15 protein-coding genes, 11 tRNA genes and 2 rRNA genes (1 of these 28 cut by a window edge) are annotated in these 16,999 nt (G+C 45.4%); 1 reads left to right on the top strand and 27 read right to left on the bottom strand.

Going from position 1 to position 16,999, the window contains the following annotated elements:
• The 14 genes from FOF60_RS01330 to FOF60_RS01265 form a co-directional block, all read right to left on the bottom strand.
• A 23S ribosomal RNA gene (locus FOF60_RS01330) occupies positions 1-903 on the bottom strand (it extends 2,032 nt beyond the left edge of the window).
• Between the two features lie 225 nt (positions 904-1,128).
• A 16S ribosomal RNA gene (locus FOF60_RS01325) occupies positions 1,129-2,678 on the bottom strand.
• Together the 16S and 23S rRNA genes with 11 tRNA genes alongside form the textbook arrangement of a ribosomal RNA operon.
• Positions 2,679-2,792: 114 nt before the next feature.
• Positions 2,793-2,866: transfer RNA gene (locus FOF60_RS01320), tRNA-Gly, on the bottom strand.
• Positions 2,867-2,886: 20 nt separating this feature from the next.
• A tRNA-Pro gene (locus FOF60_RS01315) sits at positions 2,887-2,963 on the bottom strand.
• A gap of 17 nt (positions 2,964-2,980) precedes the next feature.
• Positions 2,981-3,057: transfer RNA gene (locus FOF60_RS01310), tRNA-Arg, on the bottom strand.
• 64 nt (positions 3,058-3,121) lie between these two features.
• Positions 3,122-3,207, bottom strand: a tRNA-Leu gene (locus FOF60_RS01305).
• A 58-nt stretch (positions 3,208-3,265) separates the two neighbouring features.
• Positions 3,266-3,350 (bottom strand) — tRNA-Leu (locus FOF60_RS01300).
• 88 nt (positions 3,351-3,438) lie between these two features.
• Positions 3,439-3,514 (bottom strand) — tRNA-Lys (locus FOF60_RS01295).
• Positions 3,515-3,669: 155 nt separating this feature from the next.
• Positions 3,670-3,744: transfer RNA gene (locus FOF60_RS01290), tRNA-Gln, on the bottom strand.
• Positions 3,745-3,750: 6 nt separating this feature from the next.
• Positions 3,751-3,826: transfer RNA gene (locus tag FOF60_RS01285), tRNA-Asp, on the bottom strand.
• Between the two features lie 75 nt (positions 3,827-3,901).
• Positions 3,902-3,976, bottom strand: a tRNA-Glu gene (locus FOF60_RS01280).
• A 14-nt stretch (positions 3,977-3,990) separates the two neighbouring features.
• Positions 3,991-4,081, bottom strand: a tRNA-Ser gene (locus tag FOF60_RS01275).
• A 16-nt stretch (positions 4,082-4,097) separates the two neighbouring features.
• A tRNA-Asn gene (locus FOF60_RS01270) sits at positions 4,098-4,172 on the bottom strand.
• A 265-nt stretch (positions 4,173-4,437) separates the two neighbouring features.
• Positions 4,438-4,911, bottom strand: coding sequence for a SprT family protein (locus FOF60_RS01265; RefSeq protein WP_192472920.1), 474 nt, complete (start codon positions 4,909-4,911; stop codon positions 4,438-4,440).
• Positions 4,912-5,006: 95 nt separating this feature from the next.
• Between FOF60_RS01265 and cmpA the strand changes: the two genes are divergently transcribed.
• Positions 5,007-5,126, top strand: a complete 120-nt coding sequence (gene cmpA, locus FOF60_RS01260) for a cortex morphogenetic protein CmpA (RefSeq protein WP_192472919.1) — start codon at positions 5,007-5,009, stop codon at positions 5,124-5,126.
• A gap of 31 nt (positions 5,127-5,157) precedes the next feature.
• Here the strand turns inward: cmpA and FOF60_RS01255 are convergent, their stop codons facing one another.
• From FOF60_RS01255 to FOF60_RS01195, 13 genes are all read right to left on the bottom strand, one after another.
• Entirely contained in the window at positions 5,158-7,326 is a 2,169-nt protein-coding gene (locus FOF60_RS01255) for a Tex family protein (protein WP_192472922.1), read from the bottom strand.
• A gap of 138 nt (positions 7,327-7,464) precedes the next feature.
• A complete protein-coding gene (locus FOF60_RS01250) occupies positions 7,465-8,064 on the bottom strand; it encodes a PP2C family serine/threonine-protein phosphatase (protein WP_192472918.1) in 600 nt (199 codons plus the stop codon).
• Positions 8,061-8,855, bottom strand: coding sequence for an RNA polymerase sigma factor SigB (sigB, locus tag FOF60_RS01245; RefSeq protein ID WP_192472917.1), 795 nt, complete (start codon positions 8,853-8,855; stop codon positions 8,061-8,063). Before sigB ends, FOF60_RS01250 begins: the two co-directional genes overlap by 4 nt.
• Positions 8,833-9,306, bottom strand: a complete 474-nt coding sequence (rsbW, locus tag FOF60_RS01240) for an anti-sigma B factor RsbW (protein ID WP_079504369.1) — start codon at positions 9,304-9,306, stop codon at positions 8,833-8,835. The genes sigB and rsbW overlap by 23 nt, the downstream gene beginning before the upstream one ends.
• Positions 9,303-9,635: an anti-sigma factor antagonist gene (locus FOF60_RS01235; protein ID WP_192472916.1), complete on the bottom strand. Its 333-nt coding sequence runs from the start codon at positions 9,633-9,635 to the stop codon at positions 9,303-9,305. The genes rsbW and FOF60_RS01235 overlap by 4 nt, the downstream gene beginning before the upstream one ends.
• Positions 9,636-9,693: 58 nt before the next feature.
• Complete coding sequence (locus FOF60_RS01230; RefSeq protein ID WP_192472915.1) at positions 9,694-10,704, bottom strand: PP2C family protein-serine/threonine phosphatase; 1,011 nt, start codon at positions 10,702-10,704, stop codon at positions 9,694-9,696.
• 11 nt (positions 10,705-10,715) lie between these two features.
• A complete protein-coding gene (locus FOF60_RS01225) occupies positions 10,716-11,117 on the bottom strand; it encodes an anti-sigma regulatory factor (RefSeq protein WP_192472914.1) in 402 nt (133 codons plus the stop codon).
• Between the two features lie 4 nt (positions 11,118-11,121).
• Positions 11,122-11,478 carry an STAS domain-containing protein gene (locus FOF60_RS01220; protein ID WP_041967776.1) on the bottom strand — a complete coding sequence of 119 codons (357 nt, stop codon included), beginning with the start codon at positions 11,476-11,478 and terminating at the stop codon, positions 11,122-11,124.
• Positions 11,475-12,308: an RsbT co-antagonist protein RsbRA gene (locus FOF60_RS01215; protein WP_192472913.1), complete on the bottom strand. Its 834-nt coding sequence runs from the start codon at positions 12,306-12,308 to the stop codon at positions 11,475-11,477. The genes FOF60_RS01220 and FOF60_RS01215 overlap by 4 nt, the downstream gene beginning before the upstream one ends.
• Before the next feature lie 1,406 nt (positions 12,309-13,714).
• Positions 13,715-14,065, bottom strand: a complete 351-nt coding sequence (gene ndoA / locus FOF60_RS01210; RefSeq protein WP_041967053.1) for a type II toxin-antitoxin system endoribonuclease NdoA — start codon at positions 14,063-14,065, stop codon at positions 13,715-13,717.
• Between the two features lie 4 nt (positions 14,066-14,069).
• The gene (locus FOF60_RS01205; RefSeq protein ID WP_031308192.1) at positions 14,070-14,351 is read right to left on the bottom strand and encodes a CopG family ribbon-helix-helix protein; all 282 of its coding nucleotides are present in this window, start codon (positions 14,349-14,351) and stop codon (positions 14,070-14,072) included.
• 191 nt (positions 14,352-14,542) lie between these two features.
• Complete coding sequence (gene alr / locus FOF60_RS01200; protein WP_192472912.1) at positions 14,543-15,700, bottom strand: alanine racemase; 1,158 nt, start codon at positions 15,698-15,700, stop codon at positions 14,543-14,545.
• A gap of 222 nt (positions 15,701-15,922) precedes the next feature.
• A complete protein-coding gene (locus FOF60_RS01195) occupies positions 15,923-16,936 on the bottom strand; it encodes a LolA family protein (protein ID WP_192472911.1) in 1,014 nt (337 codons plus the stop codon).
• Positions 16,937-16,999: the final 63 nt, after the last annotated feature.

Genomic DNA, 16,999 nt, shown 5'->3' with positions numbered 1-16,999 from the left:
AAGACTCTTACAACGTGAGGCTAGCCCTAAAGCTATTTCGGAGAGAACCAGCTATCTCCAAGTTCGATTGGAATTTCTCCGCTACCCACACCTCATCCCCGCACTTTTCAACGTGCGTGGGTTCGGGCCTCCAGTTGGTGTTACCCAACCTTCACCCTGGACATGGGTAGATCACCTGGTTTCGGGTCTACGACCACATACTCATTCGCCCTATTCAGACTCGCTTTCGCTGCGGCTCCGTCTTCTCAACTTAACCTTGCATGTAATCGTAACTCGCCGGTTCATTCTACAAAAGGCACGCCATCACCCATGAACGGGCTCTGACTACTTGTAGGCACACGGTTTCAGGATCTCTTTCACTCCCCTTCCGGGGTGCTTTTCACCTTTCCCTCACGGTACTGGTTCACTATCGGTCACTAGGGAGTATTTAGCCTTGGGAGATGGTCCTCCCAGCTTCCGACGGGATTTCTCGTGTCCCGCCGTACTCAGGATCCACTCAGGAGGGAACGAAGTTTCAACTACAGGGTTTTTACCTTCTCTGACGGGCCTTTCCAGACCACTTCATCTACCCCGTTCCTTTGTAACTCCATGTTGAGTGTCCTACAACCCCAAGAGGCAAGCCTCTTGGTTTGGGCTATGTCCCGTTTCGCTCGCCGCTACTCAGGGAATCGCGTTTGCTTTCTCTTCCTCCGGGTACTTAGATGTTTCAGTTCCCCGGGTCTGCCTTCAATGCCCTATGTATTCAGGCAAAGATACTGTTCCATTACGAACAGTGGGTTTCCCCATTCGGAAATCTCCGGATCAAAGCTTACTTACAGCTCCCCGAAGCATATCGGTGTTAGTCCCGTCCTTCATCGGCTCCTAGTGCCAAGGCATCCACCGTGCGCCCTTTCTAACTTAACCTAAAAGGTCATTTCTCTATTAAATAGAGAGAAAAACTAAAATGGCGATCACTCGGTTTTTTCTTGGTTCTTCTTACTTACGATTATCTAGTTTTCAAGGAACAAAAAAGCTTTGAGAGAATTGCTCCCTCAAAACTAAACAAACAAGCGTACAACTATGTGGATTACATCCACAGTACGAATCGAAAGATTCGCATTCCGATTGCCTTTACGGCAATATCCTTAGAAAGGAGGTGATCCAGCCGCACCTTCCGATACGGCTACCTTGTTACGACTTCACCCCAATCATCTGTCCCACCTTAGGCGGCTGGCTCCAAAAGGTTACCCCACCGACTTCGGGTGTTACAAACTCTCGTGGTGTGACGGGCGGTGTGTACAAGGCCCGGGAACGTATTCACCGCGGCATGCTGATCCGCGATTACTAGCGATTCCGGCTTCATGCAGGCGAGTTGCAGCCTGCAATCCGAACTGAGAATGGATTTATGGGATTGGCTCGACCTCGCGGTTTTGCGGCCCTTTGTTCCATCCATTGTAGCACGTGTGTAGCCCAGGTCATAAGGGGCATGATGATTTGACGTCATCCCCACCTTCCTCCGGTTTGTCACCGGCAGTCACCTTAGAGTGCCCAACTGAATGCTGGCAACTAAGATCAAGGGTTGCGCTCGTTGCGGGACTTAACCCAACATCTCACGACACGAGCTGACGACAACCATGCACCACCTGTCACTCTGTCCCCCGAAGGGGAACGCCCTATCTCTAGGGTTGTCAGAGGATGTCAAGACCTGGTAAGGTTCTTCGCGTTGCTTCGAATTAAACCACATGCTCCACCGCTTGTGCGGGCCCCCGTCAATTCCTTTGAGTTTCAGCCTTGCGGCCGTACTCCCCAGGCGGAGTGCTTAATGCGTTTGCTGCAGCACTAAAGGGCGGAAACCCTCTAACACTTAGCACTCATCGTTTACGGCGTGGACTACCAGGGTATCTAATCCTGTTCGCTCCCCACGCTTTCGCGCCTCAGCGTCAGTTACAGACCAGAGAGCCGCCTTCGCCACTGGTGTTCCTCCACATCTCTACGCATTTCACCGCTACACGTGGAATTCCGCTCTCCTCTTCTGCACTCAAGTTCCCCAGTTTCCAATGACCCTCCCCGGTTGAGCCGGGGGCTTTCACATCAGACTTAAGGAACCGCCTGCGCGCGCTTTACGCCCAATAATTCCGGACAACGCTTGCCACCTACGTATTACCGCGGCTGCTGGCACGTAGTTAGCCGTGGCTTTCTGGTTAGGTACCGTCAAGGTACCGGCAGTTACTCCGGTACTTGTTCTTCCCTAACAACAGAACTTTACGACCCGAAAGCCTTCATCGTTCACGCGGCGTTGCTCCGTCAGACTTTCGTCCATTGCGGAAGATTCCCTACTGCTGCCTCCCGTAGGAGTCTGGGCCGTGTCTCAGTCCCAGTGTGGCCGATCACCCTCTCAGGTCGGCTACGCATCGTTGCCTTGGTGAGCCGTTACCTCACCAACTAGCTAATGCGCCGCGGGCCCATCTGTAAGTGACAGCCGAAACCGTCTTTCAGCTTTCCCTCATGTGAGGGAAAGGATTATCCGGTATTAGCTCCGGTTTCCCGAAGTTATCCCAGTCTTACAGGCAGGTTGCCCACGTATTACTCACCCGTCCGCCGCTGATCTTCAAAAGCAAGCTAATGAAGATCCGCTCGACTTGCATGTATTAGGCACGCCGCCAGCGTTCGTCCTGAGCCAGGATCAAACTCTCCAAAAAAGAGTTATGAGTTTAGCTCATAAGTTAAAACGTTGGCTCATGTTCTATAGAAGAAACATGATCATTTATTGTTTGTTGACGCTTGTTTGTTTAGTTTTCAAAGAACAATCATACTGGAGCGGGTGATGGGAATCGAACCCACTACATCAGCTTGGAAGGCTGAGGTTTTACCAGTAAACTACACCCGCATATAAAGTTAGTTGCTGAATGGTCGGGAAGACAGGATTCGAACCTGCGACCCCTTGGTCCCAAACCAAGTGCTCTACCAAGCTGAGCTACTCCCCGTTATTGAAGAAAAATAATGGCGCGCCCGAAAGGAGTCGAACCCATAACCTTCTGATCCGTAGTCAGACGCTCTATCCAATTGAGCTACGGGCGCATATTGTTTTAATAGCAACTTTTATATATTAACACGATCGTTAGAGTGTGTCAATAACTTTTTTTGGTGCGGCCGAGAGGACTTGAACCTCCACGGGGTTGCCCCCACTAGGCCCTCAACCTAGCGCGTCTGCCATTCCGCCACGACCGCAAAACATGACAGGATTATATATTAACTAATTTACATTCATTAATCAACAGGTAATTAATGGTGCGGGTGAAGGGAGTCGAACCCCCACGCCTTGCGGCGCCAGATCCTAAGTCTGGTGCGTCTGCCAATTCCGCCACACCCGCATATTAATATTGTGAATTGATTATCGCCGACATGATTAAATCATAGTCGCGAAATCAAGGACATTTTTTCGCTAAAGGCGAAAAAATCTGGTGAGCCATGAAGGACTCGAACCTTCGACCCTCTGATTAAAAGTCAGATGCTCTACCGACTGAGCTAATGGCTCATATTTGAAGTGGAACAAAGATTGTATCCACCCATTTATATTCCCTTGTCGCACCTGATGCTCAAAAGACCTCCGGTCTTTCTCGCAGATTGCCAAGGAAGAAAACTCAATGCAGCGAGCAATCTGCTCTACCGACTGAGCTAATGGCTCAAAAATGGCTGGGCTAGCTGGATTCGAACCAACGCATGACGGAGTCAAAGTCCGTTGCCTTACCGCTTGGCTATAGCCCAATAAAATGGCGGTCCCGACCGGGATCGAACCGGCGATCTCCTGCGTGACAGGCAGGCATGTTAACCGCTACACCACGGGACCAAATATGGAATTAATTTAGTTGTTTTCGCTGTCGCGAAATTAAGGATGATTATTTTCGCTAGCGCGAAAAAATCTTGGTGACCCCTACGGGATTCGAACCCGTGTTACCGCCGTGAAAGGGCGGTGTCTTAACCGCTTGACCAAGGGGCCATTTTATAAGGTTCTGGCGGAGAAGGAGGGATTTGAACCCTCGCGCCGGTTACCCGACCTACACCCTTAGCAGGGGCGCCTCTTCAGCCTCTTGAGTACTTCCCCATACCTTTGAAATTAATGGCTCCGCAGGTAGGATTCGAACCTACGACCGCTCGGTTAACAGCCGAGTGCTCTACCACTGAGCTACTGCGGAATAATTGTATTTGTTCTTTCAAAAGTTATCCTTAGCCGACTGTCCTCATCTCAGAACGCTTATTCAAGAAGCGGCTCGATGAGTACAACTCGTAGTAAACCCGGAGATGATATCGCTCGTTGCTCTACCACTGAGCTACTACAGAATAGCTTTATTTTTTCGTGTCGTTGTCTTATCGACTCTTACTATTATAGGGAGGTACCCACTAAAAGTCAAGGGTGTTTTTGATAAGTTTTTAATTTCTTTTTTAAAAGCCCACAAACGCTTATTCTACAGTCATTTCCTTCACTTTTACGAGCTTTCCCCGGCATTTTCCGCACACGTATTTTGAGGTATCTATAGATCTTTTGCGGCGATAAGTCAACTTGCAGCTGCTGCACTGATAAAAAACGAATTTCTGTTTCGCCCTCCTTTTCTTCTCCTCCGGAAGGACAGAGCAAAACCTCGGGGCATCTACCTTCTTTAATAGATCTCGGAAATCTTTATCGCGATGCTTGTAACCTTTTCCTTCTATATGAAGGTGGTAATGGCATAGTTCATGCTTAATGATCCCAACGAGCTCTGCTTCACCCAGCTGTTCAAAATACTTTTTATTAATTTCAATGGTATGGCTGCTCAGCATATAACGTCCTCCTGTAGTGCGGAGCCTCGGGTTGAAGAACGCCTTATGCCTGAATGGCTTATGGAAGTATTCATTTGAGATCGCCACTACAAGATTATGCAACTCTTGATCAGTCATTTGTAAAACGCCTGCCTTTTATAGAAACATGACAACCCATTATAGCATATATTAATGTTACCTTTTAACGTATTATCTTAAGGAGGTATTGTGCTATGCCTGTCTGGTTTCAGAATCAAATGAAACGAGCCTTCTACGAGAAAAATAGGTATCAAATCAAACTTTTAAACCAATGTTGGTACTTTTATAGAAATAAACAGGGATTAAACGATTAAAAGACTGCAGGCATTCCTGCAGTCTTTTGTATTATGCCTGGTCAGGCTTAAGCATTGTCAAGGCGACTCGACCTTTCTTCTGGTCGACACTGTCCACCCATACAGTAACAACGTCCCCGACGGATACAATATCCAGCGGATGTTTTACGAAGCGGTTGCTTAGCTTAGAGATATGGACAAGGCCATCCTGCTTTACACCAATATCAACGAAAGCACCGAAGTCAACGACGTTCCGTACAGTACCTTGAAGCTCCATTCCCGTTTTTAGATCCTCCAGCTTTAATACATCCTTTTTCAATAAAGGTGCCGGAAGCTCATCCCGCGGATCTCTTTCAGGTCTTACGAGTGCATCAATGATATCTTTCAGCGTAAGTTTCCCGATTCCTAACTCATCTGCAGTTTGGTCGATGTTAATTTTGGCGAGGGCATCTTTTAATGCAGGAGTTCCTAAATCTTTTGATTTGAAACCCAGGCTATCAAGCAGCTGCTTTACCTCACCGTAACTTTCTGGGTGGATACCGGTTCTGTCGAGCGGTTCCTTTCCATCAATGACACGCAGGAACCCAATTGCCTGTTCATAGGTCTTCGCTCCGAGACGAGGTATTTTTTTTAGCTGTGTTCTGCTTGTGAACTTCCCTTCTTCCTCACGCTTCTTCACTATATTATTGGCTACAGTTTTAGAAAGGCCGGAAACATACTGCAGTAAAGAAGATGATGCTGTATTTACGTTGACACCCACCTGATTGACTGCAGTCTCAACAACGAATGTCAGTGATTCGGATAGCTTTTTCTGGCTGACATCATGCTGGTACTGGCCGACACCGACGGATTTGGGATCAATTTTAACAAGTTCAGCCAGCGGGTCCTGCAAACGACGGGCAATCGAAACCGCACTTCGTTCTTCTACCTGGTAATTAGGGAATTCTTCGCGGGCCAGGTCTGATGCTGAATAGACACTCGCTCCTGCTTCATTGACAATGAGATAGAAAATCTCCTTATCCATTTCTTTCAGGATGTCTGACACGAATTGTTCCGTTTCCCTGGAAGCAGTACCGTTGCCGATCGCAACCATCTCTACCTCATAGTCATTCAGGACTTTAATGAATTTGTCCTTTGCTTCGGTATTTTTAGCGCCAGAGGTATGAGGATAAATTACTCCAATTGATAAAACTTTTCCCGTTTCATCCACAGCAGCCAGCTTACACCCTGTTCTGAACGCAGGGTCTACACCCAGGACGACCTTCCCTTTTAACGGAGGCTGCAATAGCAGTTTTCGCAGGTTTTCCGAGAAAATGTGAATCGCTTGCTCTTCCGCTTTTTCTGTCAGTTCATTCCTGATCTCACGTTCGATTGACGGCTGGATCAGTCGCTTATATGCATCTTCGATAGCCACGGTTACTGAAGCAGCTGTGACAGAGTGATTTTTAGTAACCCAATTACGCTGCAAGTAGCTCATGATGACATCTGCTTTTGGTTTTATTGACACTCGCAACAGATCTTCTTTTTCACCGCGATTGAGTGCAAGGATTCGGTGCGGCACCACTTTACTGACTGGCTCCGAGTATTCATAGTACATTTCATAAACATTTTTCTCATCTTGCTCTTCATTTTTTACCGAAGATTCGATGGAGCCAGTTTTAAAGGTTTCATTTCGAATCCACTTGCGGCTGTCGGCGTCATCGGAAAGAATTTCAGCGATAATGTCTTTCGCGCCGGCAATCGCATCTTCGATAGAGTCAACACCTTTTTCTTCTGATAAAAACTCGCGGGCTTTGTCTTCGAGACTTCCGTTTACCGGAAACTCCAGCATCCACTGAGCAAGAGGTTCAAGGCCCTTTTCTTTTGCGACAGTCGCTTTCGTCCTTCTTTTTTGCTTGTAGGGACGGTAAAGGTCTTCTACTTCCTGGAGCTTGATTGCTTTTTCGATGCTTCCCTTCAATTCGTCAGTCAGCTTTCCTTGTTCTTCGATGAGCCTGATGACTTCCTCTTTTCGCTGTTCTAAATTCTGTATGTATTGCCATCTTTCAACGATGTCACGGATTTGCACTTCATCAAGCGCACCGGTCATTTCCTTTCGATAACGGGCTATGAACGGTACAGTGTTTCCTTCATCTATTAATGAAATGACACTTTGCACTTGTTTAGCTGTTAACGATTGCTCTTTGGCAATGATTTTCACATATTGATCTTGCTTATCCATTGTTTGAGTCAAGAGACAATCCTCCATAATCTTTTTTGATATTGCTTGGCACTTTAATAGTGTACCAAAATCGGCTGAAGGTTTACAGTTCTGGTAATGTGAAGGCAGTGTGCGGTAAAACAAAAAGAAGCCCACCGGCTAAAGTAGACTTCCTACAATAAAAGTTGCATCATCCATTGAGTTGGCATATTCGCTTTTGATTTGTTCTGCGATTGCACCAACCGAGCGATATCCCTTCAATATCGTTTTAGCGCCATGGATATTGTCAAAACCGTCTGAGTAAATCAGGAATTTTGATTCTGGCTCATAAACGAATCTCTGGGTATGAAACACCTGCGGCTTACCTGACAGATAACCCGTGACTGGCAATGGGTATGTCAGCTTGCCACTTGATGTATAGAGAAAGAAGCGGATATTTCCGACGCAGCTGTATACAAACTCGCGGGTCTCGAAATAGACTTTGAAGATTGAAACAGCGGCTCCTCTTTTTTGCACCAGTATATTGTTGCAGTATTTCATGAGCGTATCTACGTCTTCATGGTGGTGTTGCTCCACTACTGAAACGACTGCCGCAGAGGCTTCATGGGCGTATTGCCCGGACCCTAATCCATCAGCAAGTACACAGACAAAATAATCATCAGTAGCTGTATAATAATAGCTGTCACCGCACTCTATTTTACCTTCTTTTATTGTCTGGTAAGCATAAAGTTCTATTTTGTCTTTGAACTGTTGAATCATGTAATGTACTCCGAATTGTTGTTTTCCGCATGGATCGCTTCTTGAAGCTTTTTGATTGCCCTTCTTTGAAGTCTGGATACATGCATCTGCGAAATACCAAGCTTGTCTCCAGCCTCTTTCTGGCTCAGGTTATCAAGATAGGTATATTGGATAATTAACTTTTCGCGTTCACTTAGTACATGGAGTACTTTCTCGAGCACCATTCTTTGATTGATTTTTTCATAGCCATCATCAATGTTTCCAACGATATCCAACAGGGTGACTGTTCCTCCGTCAGAATCAGCTTCAATAGAATGGTCCACAGATAATGCCTGGTAGCTTTTTCCCATCTCCATGGCTTCCAATACTTCTTCTTCGGAAACCTGAAGTGCTTCGGCAATTTCATCCACACGCGGAGAGCGGTGCAGCTGGGTGGTCAAATCTTCGACTGTCGTCTTGATTTTTGGACCAAGCTCCTTTATCCTGCGCGGTACATGGACACTCCATGTTTTATCTCTTAAAAATCTTTTGATTTCACCAATGATAGTCGGTACGGCAAATGCTTCAAAGCTTTTACCGAATGTTTCATCGTAACGGCGGATTGCGCCTAAAAGGCCAATCATCCCAACCTGGAAAATATCCTCATGGAACGACCTTCCCTTTGAGTACTTTCTCGCGATTGTTTCTACAAGGTTTTGATAGTGAAGAACCAGCTCATTCTGGGCGTCTGCATCCTCATGCAGCTGGTAGGCTTTGATTAATTCATTAATCTCTTCTTTTGGCCTTTGCTTAGGTTGAGATTGTCTCTGCATCTCTCTCCACCTGCTCTCCTTCTCGGTACTTGGTCATAAAGACCGTGACGCCCTCTTTGTGATGGATTCGAACCTCGTCCATCAAGGTTTCGATCAAATACAGTCCCAAGCCTCCTTCGCGAAGGAATTCCACAGAACTATTCTGATCATAAGGACCTAGTCCCTGGCGCGCTGAGTGGAAATCAAAGCTCTGGCCATTATCTGCAACCATCACTTCAAGCTTGTCTTCATACAATCCGAAACCGATGATGACTTCGCCGTTCTCATTGTTTTTATATGCATGCTGTACAGCGTTGGTACAAGCTTCGCTGGTAGCAATTTTTAAATCTTCAATCTCGTCGTAGGAAAAACCCATGCGGCTTGCAATACCAGACAGGGTCAAACGAATGACACCCACGAATTCCGGTTTAGCCGGGATTTTCATCTCAATATAGTCAAATGACTGGTTCATTGCACTCCACCCTCAATCTGGCTGTTTATATCGATAATATCGGCCAAGCCAGTGATTTCGAAAAGTCTCTGTAAACGCTCGGACAACCCAACGATTTTAAACTCACCGTCATGTGCACGCACGTTTTTGAACACTCCCACAAATACTCCAAGCCCTGTACTATCCATATAATTGACCTCTGAAAGGTCAACAACCATCTTTACGCCCTCTTTTTCGGACATAGGGAAAAGCTTTTCACGTAACTGTGGAGCTGTATATGCATCAATTTCGCCACTTACCTTGACTGCTAATGTTGATTCTGTTTCTTTCACATCTATCGAAATATTCATAAATGACCCACCCTTTACAATTCAATTGCTCTTTTGATTTACCCGGTTTGGAACCCGATTAAACATCTCTTTTTAAAATGATTAGAGTAAAATCATCACGCAATTGGAAATGCTGAAGTTTTTCAAGTTCCCTAAAGATATTATTGACAATTTCCTGAGCATTTAAGTGAATATATTTATTTATATATCCGATTAATGTTTCCTTTTCGATGAATCCTTCTTCCGTTCTGCACTCGGTCACTCCGTCAGACATCAAGATCACCATATCCCCAGGAAGTATTTCTTTCTCATACTGGGTATACTTCGTCCGCTTGTCCACCCCTAGCAGTAAGCCTCTAGCGACCAACTCAGAGAATTCCTTCTTTTTGGAATCATAATAGAAGCCAGGCTCATGCCCTGCTGAGGCATAGTAGAAGACGTTGTTGGAAGGATTGAACATTCCGTAGAACATCGTGATGAACATGCTTGGGTCAACGTTCTGTTCAACGACTCTGTTCAGATTTTCCAGGATGCTGCTCGGATCAAGCCGGTTTTCTGGCAGGCTGTCCATTGCATACTTGATCATGGACATACAAAGTGCGGCCGGAATACCCTTTCCAATGACATCAGCGATCGCGACACTGATATTATTGTTCTCATCCTGGACAAAATGGAAATAGTCACCGTTCATATGCTTGGCCGGAACACTGATGGCCCCGATATCAATCCCAGGCACAGCTGGAATTTTCGTACCCAGCAAGGTTTGCTGAACATTGGCGGCAATTTCCATTTCAGATCTTAATTCCTCCTGCTGGTGTCTCAGGCTTTGATGCTCTCGGTATGCGATACCATAGGCAATCATCACCTCAAGGAGGATATCAAAGGAATGCATGATATCATCTGGAAGTTCAGGATACATCTCGAGCAGTATGCTTTTATGGAGGCTGACGATTTCTTCCGGTGCAATTTTTTGCTCAATCGACTTGCGGCTGAATTTCTGCCCTGCATATAATGCCTGCTCAGATTGCTCTTTTATATAATTGTCAAGAATATCCCGATACTTTGATTCCATCATTTCTCGGAAATCCATACTTTCTCCCCCTAACGGAGCCATTTAGTCGCTTTAATCTGAGTTCCTTGTCCGGGGCTCGAGTCTATGTCAAACTCATCCATTAGACGCTTCACTCCGGGAAGGCCGGCTCCTAGTCCTCCTGATGTTGAAAAGCCATCTTCCATGACTTGGCGTATTTCTTTTATACCTGGGCCGCTGTCCATTGCGTTGATTCGCAATCCCGCTTTACCGCCGTCATATAATTTATCGATGCAAATCTGCCCTTTGCCGGCGTATAAGTAGATATTTCTGGCCAATTCACTGATGGCGGTGGTGATTCGTGCCTGGTCAACTGTTCCAAAACCAAGCTCCTTCGCAACATTCCGGCCAAGCTGGCGTGCTGCGACGATGTCCCATTCGTTTATGATCGTAACGCAGGATTGGATGTCCATTCACCTATTCCCCCAATTCCTGTTGTAATTTCTCCAAACCTTTTTCTAAATCTAATGCAGTTAGGACATCATCAAGGCCGATACCTAATTCTATTAGCGTTATGGCAACAGCAGGCTGGATTCCGGTAATCACTACAATCGCACCCATGAGCTTGGACATATTAATGACGTCCCCAAGAACCTTGGCGATAAAAGAGTCGATAAAGTCAATTGATGTCAGATCAATGACGACTCCATTCGCACTTGTCTCATGAATCTTATGGAGCAAATCCTCTTGAAATTGAAGAGCGGTCTGGTCATCAAGCTCCCATTGAATGGAGACCAACAGACAATCATCCAGCTTTAGGATAGGTATTCTCACTTTGCTCCCTCCAATGAAACGATTTTTTTATTTGTCAGCTCAAGAGCTGCTTCGATTCCTTTTTTCAAGTTATTCTTTGTTGTAAACTGGTTCAGGTCAATGCCGAGGTTGACGATGGTCTGTGCAATTTCAGGACGGATCCCTACAAGCATGCACTTGGCACCGATGAGCCTAACAGCATCCGCTGCCTGGATAATATGATGGGCAACCATCGTATCAACGACAGGTACACCCGTAATATCAATCAGTACTACTTCGGAACGGTGTTTTACCGCACCCTTCAGCAGGTTTTCCATGATTTGCTTTGCACGCTCAGTATCAATCGTACCTACTAGCGGCATTACCGTAATTCCTTCAAACACAGGAATCAGCGGGGCAGATAGCTCCTGCAAGGCAATTTTCTGGAGGGAGACTGTTCTTTCCCATGTGGATGAATAGACGCTGACGATTTCATTATTCATCGGAGTTGCCCAGCGGTCAAACTCGTAAACGATCTCCATCTGATTCTCTTGCGTCACGACACCTTCTTTCTGCATGCCTTCAAACACAATCAAATTGAAGGTATGCAGTCCTTTGGTGACGAACGTCAAAGGCCAGCCAAGCCTGACAACCTTTTCAGCAAAATCCGTCAACCTTTCATTGTACTCTTCACTCGTCCCTTTGAAATTCGAGATGATCAAATCGATGAATTCCTTGCTCGCAGACTGAAAAACCCGATCTGAAACAAGGCGGACTACCCGGTCATCCGCTTCTTCTTTTGTCCTATCTATCCATTGATCCAGGATGTCCTGCTTGTGAGCCTGGATATAGTTCGAGATTATTTTATTCATTCCATCCTCCCCATTCTATCACAACAAAATTTTACATTACCCTCTTCCGACCAATTGTAAACCAATTTTAAAACTGTAAATAAATATTCATAAATTCCTGATTATATATCTCCATTTAATGATAACAGTTTTCTTTCGTCAAATAAAATCAACTAATCGACAGGATTCTGCGAATATCGCTATGCAGGTATTATTGTTATTATTCCATTTTTTCCGTATTCCATTTTACTTGATGTAATTCTCTTTTAATTGTGGCGAGGAGCTACTTCTGACACCTTTTCCGCTTTTCCTTCCAAACCTGTCTTAAGTTGGGCTCTCTTTTGACAGCTTTTCCGCATTTCATCACAAACCTGTCTTAAGTTAGGCTTTCTTTTGACAGCTTTTCCACTTTTCTTCCCAAACCTGTCTTAAGTTGGGCTTTCTTTTGACAGCTTTTCTGGTTTTCTTCCCAAACCTGTCTTAAGTTAGGCTTTCTTTTGACAGCTTTTCCGATTTTCTCCCCAAACCAGTCTTAAGTTGGGCTTTCTTTTGACAGCTTTTCTGGTTTTTTCACAAACCTGTCTTAAGTTGGGCTTTCTTTTGACAGCTTTTCTGCTTTTCCTCACAAACCTGTCTTAAGTTAGGCTTTCTTTTGACAGCTTTTCCGCTTTTCCTTCCAAACCTGTCTTAAGTTGGGCTCTCTTTGACAGCTTTTCCACTTTTCCTCCCAAATCTGTCTTAAGTTGGGCTTTCTTTTGACAGCTTTTCTGATTTTCTCCCCAAACCTGTCTTAAGTTGGGCTTTCTTTTGACACCTTTTCCGCTTTTCCTTCCAAACCTGTCTTAAGTTGGGCTCTCTTTTGACAGCTTTTCCACTTTTCTTCCCAAACCTGTCTTAAGTTGGGCTTTCTTTTGACAGCTTTTCTGCTTTTCTTCCCAAACCTGTCTTAAGTTGGGCTCTCTTTTGACAGCTTTTCTGGTTTTCTTCACAAACCTGTCTTAAGTTGGGCTCTCTTTTGACAGCTTTTCTGGTTTTCTTCACAAACCTGTCTTAAGTTAGGCTTTCTTTTGACAGCTTTTCTGCTTTTCCTCCCAAACCTGTCTTAAGTTAGGCTCTCTTTTGACAGCTTTTCCGTTTCCACCACCAAACCTGTCACAATCCCAGGCTTTTTTTGACAGCTTTTAAGCATCCCACACCAAAACCTGTCCGAACTTAAATTACTTCTAACAGCTTTCCCCGACATCTCTCCTCTTTCAACTCCGAAACCAACACAACCTCCGGCAACTAAATAAAAAAGAGACAAGCCGCTAAGCTTGCCTCCCACACAGAAAACATCCGATTTTATTTTTTGGTTATGTATAAGGCCTGCGGGCAGGCCAGGTGTTCGGTTACAAAAAAACGCTCTTTTTTAAGAGCGTGCTGTTAAATCAAAATTCGATAAGACCTAAACTTACCTGAAGGGCTTCATCCACTTTTTCCATCATTTCGTCATCGAGATGGGTAATTTTATCGGTTAGGCGCTGTTTGTCAATTGTGCGTATCTGTTCCAATAAGATGACCGAGTCTCGTTCAAAACCATACCGCTTCGCATCTATCTCTACATGAGTAGGAAGCTTGGCTTTTTGGATCTGTGCTGTGATCGCTGCGATAATGACTGTGGGACTAAACCGATTCCCGATGTCGTTTTGGATGACCAGGACAGGGCGCACTCCGCCTTGCTCTGAACCAACAACTGGGGATAGGTCCGCAAAATAGACGTCACCACGTTTGACAATCAAAGGATTATCCTCCGCTGACTAGACGTTCAACTGTGTGTTCTGCCTCGTATTCTGCTTGAAATGCTTCAGATGCAATGGTCAAATTAATCTTGGCCATTTCCATATAGCCACGTCTCATGGATTCACGAATTTGTCTCTTTTTCTTCTCACGCAAAAACATTTTTGTTGCCTGATAAATAAATTCGCTGCGGTTTACGTTCTCTTGCTTAACAAATCCATCTAGTTCACTTAAAAGATGCTGCGGTAACTTTACCAAAATCTCAGTTGTTGCGCTGGATTCAGACACAAACATACACCTCCACCATCATCACTACATACCATTATTAAGTTCGTTATCTCTCTACCATTTCTAATATTATCACTATTTATGCCAGATGCAAAGGTAAATCAGCAATTCTTCTGTATTATCCGCCAAAAAATTAGTATTTTATGCATGGTATTAGCGGGATTACACAGGTTTGTTAATTATTGGATGTTCTATAACAGCGAATTGTTCAAATCGACCACTTTGCCATTTTGCCTGTACAACCTTGGCACCCTTGAGGAGATGATGCACGGGACTTCATAATTGATGGTTTCTAGCTTGCTGGCAATCTCATTGATGGAGATTGACTCCTGTCCCTGGCTGCCGATCAAGGTGGCAATCGTTCCCACCGGAACCTCGTACGGAAGCTTTACCATGCATTGATCCATGCAAATCCTTCCGATGATCGGGGACCTTTTGCCATCGACCAGTAATTCCTGACCCTGCAGTCTTCTTATCCATCCATCAGCATACCCAATTGGAAGCGTCCCTACCCAAATTTCTTCCGGCGCTTCATATGTCGCTCCGTAGCTGACCTTCTCGCCTTTTTCAAGCTTCTTCACATGTACGAGCCTGGAATGCAGCGTGAATGCCTCCTGCAGCTCGACCGGCAATTCAGGTGCGATCTCCATTGACGGGGCCAGGCCGTACATCGCAATTCCGACCCTTACCGCGTTGAAGCGGGCATCTCCATGCATCAGAGCGGCGGCACTGTTGCTGCTGTGGACAACAGGCGGCTGCGTTTCTATGGCACCGAGCATTTCCTGGAACAAGGCAAGCTGCTTGTTAAAATATGAGTCATCCAATTCATCCGCTGTCGCATAATGGGTATAGATGCCGTGCAGCTGGAGTCTTTCATCCTCATCAATCAATTTTTCCGCAGTCTTCAATTCTTCTACAGATCGAATACCGATACGGCCCATACCTGTGTCTATTTTTATATGAAGTGACAGGGAAGCATCTGCTTTTAGTACTTGACGCGCTTTTTCCAGCCAATCCTTCTGGAAAACAGTCAGGATGATATCCTCCTCGGCCGCGATGTTCACATCCTCCGGCCGGCTGGCTCCCAGTACAAGGATCGGTGCGGTGATTCCCTTCTTTCTGAGCGCGAGGGCTTCATCCATGAACGCGACAGCCAGCATCGATGCTCCCGCTGCTATAGCCGCTTCTGCCACCTGTGAATCCCCATGGCCGTAAGCATTGGCCTTCACCACGGCAATAAATTCAACATTTTTAGGCAGGTGGCCCTTAATCCGCTCCACATTTGCCCTGACGTGATCAAGGTCTACCTCTGCCCATGTATCACGGTAAAAAAATCCTTGCTCCTCCAACGAAACTCCACTTCCTTCAACCCGAACATTATTTTTATTGTTTTATTATCAAACCGATAGAACTCAATGTCAAATGGATAATATATACGGATTTTTCGAGTGGAAAGTTCGTGGCAGAAAAACGCAGGTTTAGCTAAAAAAAATAAGCAAAATAATCCCTTTTCTTGCATCAATACTCATAAAAAAACAGGCCCAGGTTACACTGAGCCTGCATTTGAATTTTTATTTTTCCATATCGGCCAGAACTGATTTTGCGACCATTTCCAGTTCTTCTGGTGATAGATCTGTTGAAGCCAGCATATAATCGACTCCAAGGTGGGTCCAGGATACAGAGGTTTCATTCATGGCTCCAATCGTGAATCCTAGGTCGACAGGTTTTCCAGTCATGTTGATCGCAGAGGACATTGCAGGCATCGCGTCTGCTTTTTCCTGGATCAGCGTGAAGGACTTTTCGCCATCATAGGTCAATACGACGCGCTTTCCATCCTCAGTCGTGATTTCCTTTTCATCAATCAAAGTCACGCCTGGGATTTCAGCCACTGGGTATTTCACTGTGAATTCCTTGTCTTCTACATCTGCCATAACCGGTACCTCAAGCTGAGCACCTGTCATGTTCTTTTTCATATCAAACGCATCTTTATCAAAACTTGCGTCGAATTTCACGTCAGAGAATTCAACCGTCACCAGCGCATTGCGGTCTGGATCCATCACCTTCACACTAACCGGCGCCAGGCTCTTTTTGTTCAGCTTGATTTCCTGGATTGGAAGCATCTTATTGTTCTGGTACCTTGTTTTCGTTTCGAACACATAATGCTCCTTGGTCGCCGAGAATTTCGCTTGCTTATCCTCGAGAATATCAGTGATTAAAGATTCGTACAGATAAGCCTGGCTGCTGTTCTTCGGCCAGTCGCTCTGGAATTTGAAGCTTTTGTTAAGGGCAGGCGTAAGAACAAAAACTCCTTCATCATTCCTGAGGATCATCTGGCTTTGGTCCTTCTGGGCATTCTTCAGGTTCACGCGGTAAAATGACGGATCTTTATGCCAAATCTCCACATCATACACTTGCGGCTCCGTGCCCATTTGTAATGTCATCTTTGCCTTAGCCTTGTAACTCTTCAGATCTTCGAGCGTTCCATCCAACTCCTTAACCACAGATTCCTGTGATTTTGTACCGCAGGCAGCCAGAGCAAAAATAACCATGAGCCCGGCGAGAAGCAGCAATAACCTTTTCTTCATTCTTCCAACCCCTTTTAGTCTCATTTAAACGTGTAAAGGGAAAGAAAGGACAGGAATAAGACA

Source organism: Mesobacillus jeotgali (assembly GCF_014856545.2).
Lineage (GTDB): Bacteria > Bacillota > Bacilli > Bacillales > Cytobacillaceae > Mesobacillus.
The sequence above is the reverse complement of the archived record's forward strand: the minus strand, read 5'-3'. Positions and strand labels throughout refer to the sequence as shown.